Consider the following 15,501-nt stretch of genomic DNA (forward strand, 5'->3'; position numbering starts at 1 on the left):
TCGGGTGGGGCGCGGACGAAGGCCCGGACGGTTACGGGTGGACTCCGTACGGCCCGTCAGGCGAGCGCCGGGTTGCCGGGGTCCTCCGGTTCGTCCTCCAGGTGCCAGTGCAGGTCGCGCACCCCCGGTTCCAGCGACAGCCGGGTGACGACCTGTTCGAGCGCCGGGGCGACCGATCCGGTGATCGCGACGGTGGCCCGCAGGCTGGTGGCGTCGCCGCTGTCGGTGCGGCGGGCGCGCAGTCCGGTCGGGGCGAGCCCGGAGGCGGAGAGGGCCTGGAGCAGCAGGGCCCGGATGTGGGTCTCGGACTTGCGGTCGCACTCCAGGTGGACAGTGGCACGGCTGGTGGAGTCCGGGTCGCTGCCGGACTGCGGGGCCCGGTCGAGCAGCCGGCCGGCCGGGCGCAGCACCAGGTGGACGACGAGCACGGCGAGCGTGCCGAGGACGGCGAACTCCAGCTCGCCGGAGGCGGCCAGTACCCCGACGGCGGCCGAACACCACAGCGTGGCGGCGGTGTTGAGGCCGCGTACGCCGGCGCCGTCGCGCAGGATGACGCCGCCGCCGAGGAAGCCGATGCCGGAGACGACGTACGAGGCGACCCGGGTCGGGCTGCCGGCGTCGCCGACAGCCTCGCTGTACAGCACGAACAGGGTGGCGCCGGCGGCGACCAGGGCGTTGGTGCGCAGGCCGGCCATCCGGGCCCGCCACTGGCGTTCGACGCCGATCAGCGCGCCGCAGGCGACGCCGGTGGCGAGCCGGATCAGGAAGTCGGCGGTGGTCAGGGTGTGCACGACGGCACCTCCTTCACGGGAGGAGGGGAGGGGCGGGTGGCCGCCGCCCTCCGGCCGTCCGTGCGGACGGTGGCACCGGAAGGCGGCACGTGGTCGGCGCGGTCGGCCGTCCGGCGCGCGGTCCGGACGACCTCGATGATGGCGACCGCCGTCGCGGCCGGTGGGTAGGCGCGCAGGGGCGCCCGGGGGCGTGAGTTGTGAGCCGTCCCGAGCTTAGACCGGCCGCGAACGACCCCGACCGGGTTTCCGCTCCATCCTCGACAGCTTTGTAGAAGTTTGACCGAAGCCGACCACCGCGCCCCGGAAGCCCGGGAAGCCCGCACGGGAACCATCCGGCCTTGCGTCACGTCCTCCGGCATATATAGTTCACCGACATATGCAGTTGAGCAGCTTTCACGAGGGGGAAGTGTGTCCCACGCCGATCCGACCCGGCCCGCGCCCGTCCTGCGCCTGGCCGACGTCACCCGTGTGCACGGGCGGGGCGCCGCCGAGGTGCACGCCCTGCGCGGCATCGACCTGTCCGTCCACCCGGGCGAGTTCGTCGCCGTCATGGGCCCGTCCGGCTCCGGGAAGTCCACCCTGCTGACCCTGGCCGGCGGGCTGGACCAGCCCAGCGGCGGTGAGGTGCTGGTGGAGGGGGTCGCGCTCGGCGGCCTCGGCCGCGGCAAGCTCGCCGACCTGCGGCGCCGTTCGATCGGATACGTCTTCCAGGACTACAACCTGATCCCGGCGCTGACCGCCGCCGAGAACATCGCGCTGCCCCGCGAACTGGACGGCGTCCCGGGACGCCGGGCCCGCCGGGAGGCGCTGGCGGCGCTGGAGGAGCTGGGCATCGGCGAGCTCGCCGACCGCTTCCCCGACGACATGTCCGGCGGCCAGCAGCAGCGCGTCGCGATCGCCCGGGCGCTGATCGGCGAACGCCGGCTGGTGCTCGCCGACGAGCCGACCGGCGCCCTCGACTCGGCCACCGGCGAGGCGGTGCTCGCCGTGCTGCGCGCCCGCTGCGACGCCGGCGCCGCCGCGATGATGGTCACCCACGAGGCGGCGCACGCCGCTTGGGCGGACCGGGTGGTCCACCTGCGGGACGGCGCGGTCGCCTCGGAGGCCGCCGGCCGCCGGGCCTCCGCCCACCTCGCCGCGGTGCGCCCGTCCGGCGCGGTCGGCGAGGTGGCGCAGTGAGGCTCGGAGCCTGGCGGGTCGCCCTGCGGATCGCCCGCCGCGACGCGCTGCGCGCCAAGGGCCGCAGCGCGCTGATCGCCGCCATGATCGCGCTGCCCGTGCTCGGCGTCACCGGCGCCGACGTGGTCCACCGCAGCGGGCAGTTGACCCCGGCCGAACGGGTGGAGCGGGTGGTGGGCGGCGCGGACGCCCTGGTCACCTCGCTCGACCCGGGCCAGCTGGTCGAGCAGGCCCCGATCGCCGAGGACGGCGCCTTCTCCGTCCCGCTCCGCCCGGGGGAACAGCCGACGGCCGAACAGCAGAAGGGCGCGAGCACCGACCCGGTCACCCTGATCGGTTCGCTGCTGCCGCCCGGCAGCGTGCTCGTCCCGGCCCGGCCCGGCCCGGAGGCCGGCGCGACCTCGCCCGAGGGCCTGGTCCGCGCCCTCACCACCGAGGCCGACCTCGGCGACCCGGTCTGGCGCGGCCGGCTCGACCTGGTCGAGGGCCGCGCCCCGGCCGCCCCGCGCGAAGTGGCCGCCACCCGGGCCTTCCTGGACCGCTCCGGGCTCAGGACGGGCTCCACCACCACCCTCCAGGGCCTGGAGGGCACCACCTACACCATCACCGGTGTGGTGGAGCACCCGAGCGAGCTGGGCCGGGTCGAACTCGTCGCCCGGCCGGGCGAGTTGATCGATCCGCTGAGCACCGCGCTGGCCGCCGGCGGCGCCGCCGCGGAGAAGCCCGCGACCACCCGCTCCAGCTGGCTGGTCCGGCTGCCGTCCGGTGCGGCCCTCGACTGGGCCGGGGTCCAGCGGTTCAACGCCCACGGCTACACGCTGACCGCGCGTTCGGTGGCGATCGCTCCGCCGCCGGAGCGGGCCGTCCCCTACTACCGCGACTCGTTCCGCTACAGCGACCCGGCGCCCGCCATGAACACCAGGATCGTCGTCGCCACCGTGACCGGCCTGGCGCTGCTGGAGGTCGCCCTGCTCGCCGGGCCCGCCTTCGCGGTGGGCGCCAACCGCTCGCGCCGCCAGCTCGCCCTGCTCGGCGCGGCCGGCGGCAGCCGCGCCCACGTCGGTGCGGTGGTGCTCGGCGGCGGCCTGGTCCTCGGCGCGGCCGGGGCACTGGTCGGCGTGGTGCTCGGCACCGCGGTGGTCGCCGTGCTGCGCTCCCGGATCGAACAGTTCGGCGGCGTGCGCTTCGGGCACCTCGCGCTCCCCCCGCTGGACCTGCTCGCGATCGCCGGGATCGGCCTGTGCACCGCGCTGCTCGCGGCCGCGCTGCCCGCGCTGCAGGCCGCCCGCCGCAGCGTCACCGCCGGGCTCACCGGCCGGGACACCGTCCGCGGGCCCAGCCGCCGGGTCACCGTCGCGGGCGTGGCGCTGCTCGCCCTCGGCGCCGTGCTCGCGATGTACGGCGCGACCGCGGTCCCGCGCGAACAGTCCGGCGTGGGCGGCTACGGCGGCCGGGTGCTCACCGTGCTCGGCGGATCGGTGGTCGCCGAGATCGGCCTGCTGCTCTGCACCCCGATGCTGGTCGCCCTGATCGGCCGGGCCGCCGGCCGGCTGCCGCTCGGGCCGCGGCTCGCGCTGCGCGACTCCGCCCGGCACCGCTCGCGCACCGCTCCGGCGGTGGCCGCGGTGATGGCCGCGGTGGCCGGTGCCGTCGCCATCGGCGTCTACACCACCAGCACCGACGCCGAGAACCGGCGCGACTACGAGCCGGAGGCCCCGTACGGCGCCGTCCAGCTGATCAGCCACGCCGACGGGCCCCGGCTCGCCGACGAGCGCGCCGAGGTGGAGAAGCAGCTGACCGGGCTCGGCCCGCGCGGCGACCTCGACCAGGTGGTGTACCGCTTCTGCGACAACTGCACCAGCGTCGTCCAGCTCAAGGCCCCGGAGGTGCGGCGCGGCCTCGTCGCCCCGCCGCACCTGGCCGCCGGTGACGTGAACGTGCTGCACAACCTGTTCGCCGTCCACGACCCGGCAGCCGAGGAGGCGCTCGCCGCCGGCAAGCTGCTGGTCTTCGACCCGGCCGTGGTGGGCGCCGACGGCAAGGCCGTGATGGTGCTGCGCGGCGGGGGCGCCCCGGTGCGGCCGGGCGAGGTGCCCAAGCCGGACGTGCAGGAGGTCCCGGTCGAGGTGGTGCTGGTGGACAACCCGGCCGCCGCCAAGTTCGCCCAGGGCCTGGTGCTGCCCTCCGCCCTGCCCCGGCTCGGGCTCTCCACCCAGCCGACCGGATCGGTCTGGCTGCCGGCCACCCCGCCCGACCGCAAGGCGCAGCAGCGCGCCGAGGCGGCCACCGTCCAGCTGGACCGCTTCGCCAGGCTGCAGGTGGAACGCGGGTACCAGCCGAAGAGCGACGCGCTGACCCTGGCGCTCACCGGCTTCGCCGCGCTGGTCGTGCTCGGCGCCGCCGGGATCGCCACCGGCCTGGCGGCCGCCGACTCCCGGCAGGACCAGGCCACCCTGGCCGCGGTCGGCGCGCCGCCGAGGATCCGGCGGACCATGGCGGGCCTCCAGTGCATGCTGATCGCCCTGCTGGGCGCGCTGCTCGGGGCGGTCAACGGGTTCGTTCCCGCGGTGGGGCTGTTGAAGTCCCGGGCCGGCGGGTTCGGGGCCAAGCCGGCGCTGATCGCCGCGCCCTGGGGCGAGTTGCTGCTGATCGTGCTGGCGCTGCCGGTGCTCGCGGGGCTGCTCGCGGCGCTGTTCACCCGGTCCCGCGTCCCGCTCGGTCGGAGGCTGTCCTGAGCGGTCGGCCGTTCTGAGGCCCGGCCGTCCCGGACGCTTCCGACACGGCTTGGACACGCCCCGGTCACCGGCCGACACCACTTGGGCACCACCCGGGCACCACCCGGAACACGCCGGGCGTCCACCCCCTTCACCCGGGGGCGGGCGCCCGGCGCTCGCCGTACCATGGGCCGCGTTCCGGCGGGCGAAGGGCGCCGGTGGTCGGCTCGGCGAGGGAGAAGAGGGCGGTGCTACGGGGGTTCGGCGATCTCGAGGCCGAGATCATGGACCGGTTCTGGTCCTGGGGCCGGCCCGCCACGGTGCGCGAGGTGGTGGACGACCTCCAGCAGGACCGCGCGGTCGCGTACACCACCGTCACCACGGTCGCGGACATCCTGCACACCAAGGGCTGGCTGCGCCGCGACAAGGTCGGCCGCGCCTGGGTGTACGAACCGACCTGCACCCGCGAGGAGTACACCGCCCGCCTGATGCACCAGGCCCTGGCGACCACGCCCGACCGCGCCGGCGCGCTGCTCCGCTTCGTCGACCGGATCACCGGGGACGAGGCCTCGGCCCTGCTCCTCGCGCTCGAACAGGTGCGCTCCCGGGCCGCCGGCTGACCCGCGGGCCCCCTGGAAGACGCCCCGCGGGCCCGTCGGCGACCGGTGCCGACCGGGGCCGACGGGCCCGGGGTGGGGGTCCGTGGAGATTTGCCGGGACCTTGACCGGCGCACCTGAACCCGCGCTTCGGCCCGCACGTCCGAGCCGGCGCTTCAACCAGGCGCGCCCGGCCCGGCGGCGCCTACCGGTGCCGCAGGTACGCCCCGGCGGCCTCGCGCAGCCGGTCGTGCAGCCCGTCGTAGGCGCGGGCCCGGCCGAGCAGGCTCTTCGGCAGCTTGGCGACCATCGTGTAGTTGGTGTCGCATACGTTCGCCGCCGGCGCCAGCCCGGCCTGGCTGACCAGCTGGTACGCGTCCAGCTGGTCCAGCCCGAGCAGTCCGCCGGTCCAGCCGACCAGGTCGTGCTGGCTGATCCGGAACGCGTCCTCCAGCGGACGGGCCGAGCCGGTGCTGATCAGGAAGTCGTCGTTCTCCAGCCGGGGCCAGGCCGGGCCGCCGCCCTTGACCAGGTCGACGATCACGGTGGTCCGCATCGCCGCCTCCACCGCCGTGCCGCACACCTCGCCCTCGCCCTGGCGGGCGTGGCCGTCGCCGACGGCGAGCAGGCCGCCCTCGACGTTGACCCCGAAGTAGGCGGTGGTGCCGGCCCGCATCTCGGGGGTGTCCAGGTTGCCGCCGTGCGCGCCCGGGGTGATCGAGGCCAGCACCTCGCCGGCCGCCGGGGCGACGCCGACCGTGCCGTGCATCGGGTCGAGCGGCAGGTCCACCGTGAAGCCGCCGTTGCGGGCCCGGAACCGGCACAGGCCCGCCTTGACGTCCAGGTCGTAGACCCAGACCCGCTCCTCCAGCGCCGGGTGCAGCATCGCGGTGCTGTGGGTGGCGGTCAGCGCGCCGAAGTGCGGGAAGGTGCTGGAGATGCCGTAGTCCCGGGCCGGGGTGATCTCCACGAAGTGCACCGCGAGGACGTCCCCGGGCTCGGCGCCCGCCACCGCGATCGGGCCGGTGACCGGGTTGAGGTAGGGGAAGGCGCAGACCTGGCTGGGCAGGTCGCCGGTGCCGCGCACCCTGCCGCCGAAGCAGTCCTCGGTGGTCAGTTCGACGACGGTGCCGGGCCGGACGGTGACCAGCGGGGCGCGGCCGCCGAAGGTGTAGGCGTAGTCCTCCGGGGTCGGGGACAGCGTGACGATCTCGGGCAGGCTCACTGCTTCTCCTCGGCAGGGGTGGTGGCGTTCGGTGCGGCGGTGTTCGTCGTGTCGGCGCTGGTCGCGGCGGCGTTCGTCGCACCGGTGCCCGGGTCCGCGGCGGACTCGCCCCCGGTGACGGCCAGTCGGGGCGTGCGGCCGGTCGCCATCAGCCCGGCGAGGACGATCCCGCCGACGAGCAGCCAGACGAAGCCGAGCCGCTGGGCCGCGATGTCGGCGTTGACCACGACGTACGCGAGGATCGCGAAGCCGAGCGCCGGGGCGATCAGGTGCCGCCAGTAGTCCTTGCTGCGCCGGCGGATCAGGTAGTGGACGACGACGGCGACGTGCAGGACCAGGAAGGTGGTCAGCGCACCGAAGTTGACCAGGGTGCTCAGCAGCGTGATGCCGTCGTCGCGGGAGGCCGTGTAGAGGCCGAGCACCAGCGAGATCCCGGCGGTCAGCAGGGTCGCGTTGACCGGCACCCGGCGGGTGGGGTGGATCCGGGCCAGGAACGAGGGCAGCTGGCGGTCGCGGGCCATCGCGAACAGCAGCCGGGAGGTGGCCGCCTGGGCGACCAGCGAGTTGGCGAAGCCCCAGGCCACGGCGGTGGAGGCGGCGGTCAGGGTGGCGAGCCAGCCCCCGGCGGCGGTGCGGGCCGCGTCGTAGAAGGCGGTGCCGTTCGGGTCGCCGTCCCGGATCAGCGCGTCGGGGTCGGCGACCAGCAGCGAGGCGACCCAGGTCTGCACGATGAACAGGGTGCCCGCGAGCAGCAGCGCGGCGACCATCGACCTGCCGATGGCCTTGGTGGAGTCCCGGTTCTCCTCCGAGAGGGTGGAGATGCCGTCGAAGCCCAGGAAGCTGAGCACCGCGATCGAGACCGCCCCGAAGGCCAGGCTCCACGAGAAGGTGTGCGGGTCGTACAGCGGCGTGAAGTCGAAGCCGCGGCCCTTGCCGTCGGCCAGGGCGATCACGCCGATCACCACGAACACGGCCAGCACGACGAGTTCGCCGACCAGCATCGCCTTGTTGACCTTGCTGGTGGTCTCGATGCCGAGGTAGTTGACCACGGTGTTGAGCAGCACGAAGCCGACCAGCCAGAGCCAGACCGGGACGGACGGCACCAGCGAGTTCATCGCGACGCCGGCGATCAGGTACAGCAGCCCCGGCACCAGCACGTAGTCGAGCAGGATCATCCAGCCGGACAGGAAGCCGACCGGGGCGGCGATGCCGCGGCCCGCGTAGGTGTAGACCGAGCCGGCCATCGGGAAGGCCCGGGACATCTGGGCGTAGGACAGGGCGGTGAACATCATCGCCACCATGCCGAGGACGTAGGCCAGGGCGACCATGCCGCCGGAGCCCTGGAAGACGCCGCCGAAGATGCCGAACGGTGCGATCGGCACCATGAACACCAGCCCGTAGACGAGCAGGTCGGTGAAACCGAGCGAGCGGCGCAGCTCCTGCTGGTAGCCGTAGCTCTCGATGCCCTGGGGCGCGGGTGTGTCGGCCATGGTGCTCTCTCTCCGTGACGACCCTGCGGGTGTGTGGGGAGACTGTAGAGGCAACTATTTCCAGATGGAAGGGATTTGCCGGGGTTCCCCCTGACGGGAACCAGGCGACCGGGGCCGCCGGCGGGGCACTCGGGGCTCCCGGCGGAAGGCGCGGGGCTACCGCGACAGGACGGTGAAGCCGAGGCCCTCGGCCCGGGCGAGGTGGATCGGCGCCCGGCCCGCACCCGCGCGGTGCAGCAGCCGACCGGCGGCCGTCAGCAGGCCGTCCGGGGCCAGGGCCCGCCGGGCCGCCAGCTCGGCCAGCAGGCGCAGCCCCTCGTACAGGCCCACCGCGTAGGCGTCCAGGACCGGCGCCCACGGGCCGCACAGCGCCCGGTGCCGCTCGGCGAGGCCCTGCCGGTGCTCCTCGGCCAGCGTCGCGAAGGAGGGCATCGCCGCGTACAGCGTCCCGGTGTCGTCGCCGCCGAGCGCGAGCAGGCCGTTCTCCTCCAGGGCGCCGGAGAGCCGCACCATCCGGCGGTCCAGCCCGCTGCGCCGCAGCGCCCGGTTGAAGTGCACCAGGTCGCGCCCGATCAGGCTGAGCAGCAGGGCGTCCGCGCGGGCGGCGCGCAGCGCGTCCAGCAGCGGTTCGAGCGCCTCCTCGACCGCCCCGAACGGGATCCTCCGCTCCAGCACCACCCGGGCGCCGGCCCGCGCCGCGAGCTCCTCCGCGGCCCGGTGGACGGAGCGCGGCCAGATGTAGTCGTTGCCGATCAGCGCCCACCGTCCGATGCGGTGACGCACCGTCAGTTCCGTTACCGCTGAACTTAGTTGACGGGACGGGCCGAGGCCGGTGCAGAGCACTCCGGGCAGCCGGGAGCCGCCCTCGTGCGGCGGGGTGTAGACGTACGCGACGCGGCCCGCGGCGACGGCCTCCACCGCCCGGTGCACATCGCTGGTGTGGCACCCGGCGAGCGCGTCCAGCGCCCCGGCGTCCAGCAGCCGCCGCACCTCCCCGGCGACCGGCCCCGGGGCGCCGCCGCCGTCCACCAGCACCAGCTCCAGGGGGCGGCCTCGCACCCCGCCGCCCCCGTTGACCTCGTGTGCGGCGAGCAGGGCGCCGTCCAGCGCGGACGGGCCGGTGAGCCCGAGCGGGCCGGACTGCGGCACGACGAGGCCCACCCGAAACGCCGCCTCCTCCCGGGCCGAGTGCAGCGCGTCGAGCGGATCGATCAACCTCACCTCGACGCTCACAGGGCGAGTATCGTCGTACCACCGATATCGGGAAAGGCCGGGAAGGGGAGCGTCCGATGACCGCAGCTGGTGCCGCACCGGGAGTCGACACCCGCCCCGGCGATTCCGTCGACCGGGCCGCGGACCGGCCCACCGGCGACCCGGCGGACCGTCCGGCCGTCCCGGAACCGCTGCTGGTCGAGCTGGTCACGCTGGCCCAGCGCAGGCTCTCCGGCGGCCTCGCCGCCGCGCTGGCCGAGGAGGACTGCACCGTCGACCAGTGGCGGCTGCTGCGCGCCCTCGCGGACGGCCGGGGGCACCCGATGGGCGAGCTGGCCCAGGCCCTGCTGATCCCGCAGGCGAGCCTGAGCCGGCTGGTGGACTCGCTGGCCGACTCCGGCTGGGCCTACCGCCGCCAGGACGACCAGGACCGCCGCCGGATCACCGCCCACCTCTCCCGCCAGGGCCGCGCCCGGCTGACCCGCCTGGACGCCCTCGCCGCCGCCCACGACGCCGCCGTCCGCCGGGCCTGCGGACTCACCGACCCGGCGCACCTGCTGCGACGGCTCGCCGCGCTCTGACCCGCCCGATCGGCCGCCGAGTCCCCCTCCCCACCCAGAACGACGGTGGCCCGCCCCCCGCCGAAGCGGGAGCGGGCCACCGGAGGCGTACGTACCCGTCAGGCCGGGCGGACGGCGCCCATGTAGGGCATCGCGGAGATCGGCAGGACCTCGATGTTCTTGCCCGTGCGCGGGGCGTGGATCATCTTGCCGTCGCCGATGTACAGGCCGACGTGGTGCAGGTCGTTGTAGAAGAAGACCAGGTCACCGGGCTGGAGGTTGGCACGGTCCACGTGCGGGCCGTCCTTCCACTGCTCCTCGGACGTCCGGGAGATCCTGACGCCCGCCGCGCGGTAGGCCTGGCTGGTGAGGCCGGAGCAGTCGAAGCTGGCGGGGCCGGACTTGCCCCAGCCGTACGGCTTGCCCAGCTGGGCCTGGGCGAACGCGATGATGTCGGCGGCCCGGCCGGAGGCCGCCGGCACCGGGGCGTTCATGTCCGGGCGGTCGGCGGAGCGGGAGGCGCGGTCCTTGGCCGCCGCGGTGGCGGCCTGCTGGGCCTCGGCCTTGGCCTTCTCGGCGCTCTGCTGGGCGTTGATCTTGGCCCGGTCCTCGGCGCTGAGCTTGTTCAGCATCTCCTGGGCCTGGGCCAGCTTGGTCTGGATGTCCTTCTTCTGCTCCGCCAGCTGGGTGCCGACCGAGTCGAGCGCGGCCAGGGTGGCGGTGGCCTCGGCGCGGTCCTGGTCGAGCTTGCGCTGCTCGTCCTGGGCCTGCTTGAGCAGGTTCGCCTGGGAGTCGGAGACCTGGTTCTGCACCGCGGCGCGTTCCAGGTAGGCGGACGGGTCGGAGTCGAGCATCAGCTGGACCGACGGGTCGATGCCGTTGGTGCGGTACTGGTCGGCGGCGACCGCGCCGAGCCGGGTCCGCAGTTCGTTCATCGTCTCCTGGCCGCGGACGACCTTCTCCTGGATCTGGTTGGCCTCGGCCTGGAGCTTCTGCTGCCGCGCCTGGAAGCCGTTGTGCTTCTCGATCGCCTGCTCGGCCTCCTCGTTGAGCAGGTCGACCTGCTCCTTGACGGAGGCGAGGTTCGGGGAGGGCTCGGCGTGGGCGGTGCCGGAGGCGAGGACCGCGCTGCCGGCCGCCATGGCCGTGGTGAGGACCGCCATACGGGCCCGGCTCGGGGGGCTGGGCTTGCGACGCTTTCCCATGCCGGTCGCTCTCCTTCGGGGGAATCTGGGGACGGTCCGGACGGGCCGGGGGAACGGCTCGGCCGGGGCCGGTGGACGGCGAAGGCGGGCAGGGCGAGCAACGGGGGGGTGCTGCCCCGCCCACCTTCTTCGAAGTAACTTAATAGATGAGGGGCCGGGTTCCGCAATCCCCCTGATCATGACGTTCCGGCAGCATGACGGGCCATCGATCGCGTTCCGTGCCATCGGCGTTGACCGCGGACACCGGCCACCGCCGACGGCGGCCGGCCCGCACCCGCCCCGCACCTCCGGCCGCCCGTCGCGGCACCCCCTCCCGACCCGGGTGCCGGCCGCCCCGGCACCCCGTGGCACTCCCCGCCCCGAGGAGTGCTCGAAATCAGCCAAATCGAGGGAAAGGTCACACGGGCTCCCCCTCCTGCGGCCCTGCGAACGGGCGCTAACCTGCGCACATGAAGGTCCCGCCCGAAAGGCTCCCCCTCGCTGCCGAGTTCCCGGCCGCGCACCGTGAGCAGTGGCAGCAGCTCGTCCAGGGTGTGCTGCGCAAGTCCGGTGCCCAGCCCGAGGACGGCCCCGCCGCCGAGCAGGCGCTCACCACCCGGCTGCAGGACGGGCTGAGCGCCCGCCCGCTGTACACCGCCGAGGACACCGCCGCCGACCCGGGCTTCCCGGGCTTCCCGCCGTTCGTGCGCGGCGGCCGGCCGCAGGGCGCCGCCGTGACCGGGTGGGACGTTCGCCAGCGGCACGCCGACCCGGACCGCCGTCGCGCCAACGAGGCCGTGCTGGCGGACCTGGAGCACGGCGTGAGCTCGCTCTGGCTGGAACTGGGCGGCGCCGGCCTCCCGGTCGACGCCCTGCCCGAGGCGCTGGCCGGCGTGTACCTGGACCTGGCCGCCGTGGCCCTCGACGCCGGACCCGAATTCACCCACGCCGCCGAGCAGTTGTTCAAGCTGTACGAGGAGCGCGAGGTCTCCCCCGGCTCCGCCGCCGGCAACCTCGGCGCCGACCCGCTCGGCCTCCAGGCCCGTACCGGCGACGGCGACCGCACCGAGGCGCTGCTCGCCGAGGCCACCGCGCTGGCCGCCCGCTGCGCCGCCGGGTACCCGGGCCTGCGGGCGCTCACCGTGGACGCCCTGCCGTACCACGAGGCGGGCGCCTCCCCCGCCCAGGAACTCGGCTGCTCGCTCGCCGCCGGCGTCGCCTACCTGCGCGCGCTGACCGCCGCCGGGCTCACCGTGGACGAGGCGCTCGGCCAGCTGGAGTTCCGCTACGCCGCGGACGCCGACCAGTTCCTCACCATCGCCAAGTTCCGTGCCGCGCGCCGCCTCTGGGCCCGGGTCGCCGAGGTCTCCGGGGCCGGCGCGACCGCCTCCGCGCAGCGCCAGCACGCCGTCACCTCCCGGGTGATGATGACCGCCCGCGACCCGTGGGTGAACATGCTGCGCACCACGGTCGCCTGCCTGGCCGCGGGCGTCGGCGGCGCCGACTCCGTCACCGTGCTGCCCTTCGACAGCGCCCTCGGCCTGCCGGACGCCTTCGCCCGCCGGATCGCCCGCAACACCCAGGCGATCCTGCTGGAGGAGTCCCACCTGGCCCGGGTGATCGACCCGGCCGGCGGCTCCTGGTACGTCGAGCAGCTGGGCGAGGAGCTGGCGCGGGCCGCCTGGGCCTGGTTCCAGGAGATCGAGCGGGCCGGCGGCCTGCGCGCCGCCCTGTCCACCGGGCTGGTCGAGGAGCGGATCGCCGCGACCTGGGCGGAGCGCTCGGTGAAGCTCGCCAAGCGGCGCGAACCGATCACCGGCGTCAGCGAGTTCCCGCACCTGGACGAGCAGCCGCTGGTCCGCGAGCCGGCCCCGGCCGCACTCGCCGGCGGGCTGCCGCAGGTGCGCCGCGCCGAGGCCTACGAGGCGCTGCGGGACCGCTCGGACGCCCACCTCGCCGCGACCGGCGCCCGTCCGACGCTGTTCCTCGCCTCCATCGGCACCGCCTCCGCACATACGGCGCGCACCACCTTCGCCGCCAACCTGTTCCAGGCCGGCGGCATCGCGACGGTCTCCGCCGAGTCCGTCGACCCGGCGGCCTTCGCCCAGGCGTTCACCGCCTCCGGCGCGACCGTCGCCTGCCTCTGTTCCAGCGACGCGCTGTACGCCGAGCACGCCGCCCCGGTCGCCGGGGCCCTGAAGGCGGCCGGCGCCGACCGGGTGCTGCTGGCCGGGCGACCCGCCGAAGCACCCGACGGCGTGGACGAGTTCATCTTCGCGGGGGGCGACGCGGTCGCCGTCCTGACCTCCCTGCTGGACCAGATCGGAGCCGCTCGATGATCCCCGACTTCACCGGAATCGGGCTGGACGGCGGCCCCGCCGCCGGCGTCACGGACGAGCAGTGGCAGGCCGCCTGGCGCCGGTCCACCGGCAAGGACGTCGACGAGCTGCTCTGGGACACCCCCGAGGGCATCGGCGTCAAGCCGCTGTACACCGGCGCCGACCTGGCCGGGCTGGACTTCCTGGAGACCTACCCGGGCGTCGCCCCGTACCTGCGCGGGCCCTACCCGACCATGTACGTCAACCAGCCGTGGACCGTCCGCCAGTACGCGGGCTTCTCCACCGCCGAGGAGTCCAACGCCTTCTACCGCCGCAACCTCGCGGCCGGCCAGAAGGGCCTGTCGGTCGCCTTCGACCTGCCGACCCACCGCGGCTACGACAGCGACCACCCCCGGGTCACCGGCGACGTCGGCATGGCGGGCGTGGCGATCGACTCGATCTACGACATGCGCCAGCTGTTCGACGGCATCCCGCTGGACCGGATGTCGGTGTCGATGACCATGAACGGCGCCGTGCTGCCGGTCCTCGCGCTGTACATCGTCGCGGCCGAGGAGCAGGGCGTACCACCGGAGAAGCTGGCGGGGACCATCCAGAACGACATCCTCAAGGAGTTCATGGTCCGCAACACCTACATCTACCCGCCGCAGCCGTCGATGCGGATCATCTCGGACATCTTCGCGTACACCTCGCAGAAGATGCCCCGGTACAACTCGATCTCCATCTCCGGCTACCACATCCAGGAGGCGGGGGCGACCGCCGACCTGGAGCTCGCCTACACCCTGGCCGACGGGGTGGAGTACCTGCGCGCGGGCCTGGACGTCGGCCTGGACGTGGACGCCTTCGCGCCGCGGCTGTCGTTCTTCTGGGCGATCGGCATGAACTTCTTCATGGAGGTCGCCAAGCTGCGCGCGGCCCGGCTGCTGTGGGCCAAGCTGGTCAAGCAGTTCGACCCGAAGAACCCCAAGTCCCTCTCGCTGCGCACCCATTCGCAGACCTCCGGCTGGTCCCTCACCGCCCAGGACGTGTTCAACAACGTCACCCGCACCTGCGTGGAGGCGATGGCGGCGACCCAGGGCCACACCCAGTCGCTGCACACCAACGCCCTGGACGAGGCGCTCGCCCTGCCCACCGACTTCTCCGCCCGCATCGCCCGCAACACCCAGCTGCTGCTCCAGCAGGAGTCGGGCACCTGCCGGGTGATCGACCCGTGGGGCGGCTCGGCGTACGTCGAGAAGCTCACCCACGACCTCGCCGCCAGGGCCTGGGAGCACATCCAGGAGGTCGAGGCGGCCGGCGGCATGGCCAAGGCCATCGACGCCGGCATCCCCAAGCTGCGCGTCGAGGAGGCCGCCGCCCGCACCCAGGCGCGGATCGACTCCGGCCGCCAGCCGGTGATCGGCGTCAACAAGTACCGGGTGGAGAGCGACGAGCAGATCGACGTGCTCAAGGTCGACAACTCCTCGGTGCGCGCCCGTCAGATCGAGAAGCTGCGCCGGCTGCGCGCGGAGCGCGACGAGGCCCTCGTCCAGGACTCCCTGCACGCCCTCACCCGGGCCGCCGGGGCCGGTCCGCAGCGCGGCGGCTCGCTGGACGGCAACCTGCTGCACCTGGCCGTCAACGCGGCCCGGGCCAAGGCCACCGTCGGCGAGATCTCGGACGCCCTGGAGAAGGTGTACGGCCGCCACTCCGGTCAGATCCGTACCATCTCGGGTGTGTACCGAGACGAAGCGGGCCCGTCGGCCTCCCTCCAGCGCACCCGCGACCTGGTCGAGCGGTTCGAGCGGGCCGAGGGCCGCCGGCCGCGCATCCTGGTCGCCAAGATGGGCCAGGACGGCCACGACCGCGGCCAGAAGGTGATCGCCACGGCGTTCGCCGACATCGGCTTCACCGTGGACGTCGGCCCGCTGTTCCAGACCCCGGCCGAGGTCGCCCGCCAGGCCGTCGAGGCGGACGTCCACATCGTCGGCGTGTCCTCGCTGGCCGCCGGCCACCTCACGCTGGTGCCCGCGCTGCGCGCCGAACTCGCCGAGGCGGGGCGGGAGGACATCACCATCGTGGTGGGCGGGGTCATTCCGCCGCAGGACTTCGACGCCCTGTACGAGGCGGGCGCGGCCGCGGTCTTCCCGCCCGGGACGGTCATCCCGGACGCCGCGTACGACCTGCTGAAGTCCCTGGCGGCCGACCTCGGCCACGAGCTGTGATCGCCTGAT

General features: G+C 74.5%; 11 protein-coding genes. 6 read left to right on the forward strand and 5 right to left on the reverse strand.

Annotated features, from left to right (window positions below; all coding sequences use genetic code 11):
- Positions 1 to 56: 56 nt before the first annotated feature.
- Complete coding sequence (locus tag ACZ5GH_RS05180) at positions 57 to 791, reverse strand: MgtC/SapB family protein (RefSeq protein WP_387751693.1); 735 nt, start codon at positions 789 to 791, stop codon at positions 57 to 59.
- Positions 792 to 1,199: 408 nt separating this feature from the next.
- Between ACZ5GH_RS05180 and ACZ5GH_RS05185 the strand changes: the two genes are divergently transcribed.
- The 3 genes from ACZ5GH_RS05185 to ACZ5GH_RS05195 all read left to right on the forward strand — a co-directional run bounded on the left by ACZ5GH_RS05185 (position 1,200) and on the right by ACZ5GH_RS05195 (position 5,304).
- The gene (locus tag ACZ5GH_RS05185; RefSeq protein WP_464333564.1) at positions 1,200 to 1,970 is read left to right on the forward strand and encodes an ABC transporter ATP-binding protein; all 771 of its coding nucleotides are present in this window, start codon (positions 1,200 to 1,202) and stop codon (positions 1,968 to 1,970) included.
- The gene (locus ACZ5GH_RS05190) at positions 1,967 to 4,705 is read left to right on the forward strand and encodes an FtsX-like permease family protein (RefSeq protein WP_464333565.1); all 2,739 of its coding nucleotides are present in this window, start codon (positions 1,967 to 1,969) and stop codon (positions 4,703 to 4,705) included. The genes ACZ5GH_RS05185 and ACZ5GH_RS05190 overlap by 4 nt, the downstream gene beginning before the upstream one ends.
- 227 nt (positions 4,706 to 4,932) lie before the next feature.
- The gene (locus ACZ5GH_RS05195) at positions 4,933 to 5,304 is read left to right on the forward strand and encodes a BlaI/MecI/CopY family transcriptional regulator (RefSeq protein WP_387751684.1); all 372 of its coding nucleotides are present in this window, start codon (positions 4,933 to 4,935) and stop codon (positions 5,302 to 5,304) included.
- Positions 5,305 to 5,486: 182 nt separating this feature from the next.
- On the opposite strand, the gene ACZ5GH_RS05200 is transcribed toward ACZ5GH_RS05195, so the two are convergent.
- From ACZ5GH_RS05200 to ACZ5GH_RS05210, 3 genes are all read right to left on the reverse strand, one after another.
- Positions 5,487 to 6,506: an acetamidase/formamidase family protein gene (locus ACZ5GH_RS05200; protein WP_387751682.1), complete on the reverse strand. Its 1,020-nt coding sequence runs from the start codon at positions 6,504 to 6,506 to the stop codon at positions 5,487 to 5,489.
- Positions 6,503 to 7,996 (reverse strand): APC family permease, encoded by a 1,494-nt coding sequence (locus ACZ5GH_RS05205; protein WP_464333566.1) that lies wholly within the window; start codon positions 7,994 to 7,996, stop codon positions 6,503 to 6,505. The genes ACZ5GH_RS05200 and ACZ5GH_RS05205 overlap by 4 nt, the downstream gene beginning before the upstream one ends.
- 156 nt (positions 7,997 to 8,152) lie before the next feature.
- Positions 8,153 to 9,229 (reverse strand): ABC transporter substrate-binding protein, encoded by a 1,077-nt coding sequence (locus ACZ5GH_RS05210; RefSeq protein ID WP_464333567.1) that lies wholly within the window; start codon positions 9,227 to 9,229, stop codon positions 8,153 to 8,155.
- Between the two features lie 56 nt (positions 9,230 to 9,285).
- Between ACZ5GH_RS05210 and ACZ5GH_RS05215 the strand changes: the two genes are divergently transcribed.
- A complete protein-coding gene (locus tag ACZ5GH_RS05215; protein WP_387751674.1) occupies positions 9,286 to 9,789 on the forward strand; it encodes a MarR family winged helix-turn-helix transcriptional regulator in 504 nt (167 codons plus the stop codon).
- 98 nt (positions 9,790 to 9,887) lie between these two features.
- Here ACZ5GH_RS05215 and ACZ5GH_RS05220 read toward each other — a convergent pair whose 3' ends face one another.
- Positions 9,888 to 10,973 carry a C40 family peptidase gene (locus ACZ5GH_RS05220; protein WP_387751671.1) on the reverse strand — a complete coding sequence of 362 codons (1,086 nt, stop codon included), beginning with the start codon at positions 10,971 to 10,973 and terminating at the stop codon, positions 9,888 to 9,890.
- Positions 10,974 to 11,422: 449 nt separating this feature from the next.
- On the opposite strand from ACZ5GH_RS05220, the gene mutA reads away from it, so the two are divergent.
- Together mutA and scpA are read left to right on the forward strand one after the other, a co-directional pair.
- Positions 11,423 to 13,291: a methylmalonyl-CoA mutase small subunit gene (gene mutA, locus ACZ5GH_RS05225; RefSeq protein WP_464333568.1), complete on the forward strand. Its 1,869-nt coding sequence runs from the start codon at positions 11,423 to 11,425 to the stop codon at positions 13,289 to 13,291.
- Positions 13,288 to 15,492 (forward strand): methylmalonyl-CoA mutase, encoded by a 2,205-nt coding sequence (gene scpA, locus ACZ5GH_RS05230; protein ID WP_464333569.1) that lies wholly within the window; start codon positions 13,288 to 13,290, stop codon positions 15,490 to 15,492. The genes mutA and scpA overlap by 4 nt, the downstream gene beginning before the upstream one ends.
- Positions 15,493 to 15,501: the final 9 nt, after the last annotated feature.

This window comes from Kitasatospora sp. Xyl93, assembly GCF_055383135.1.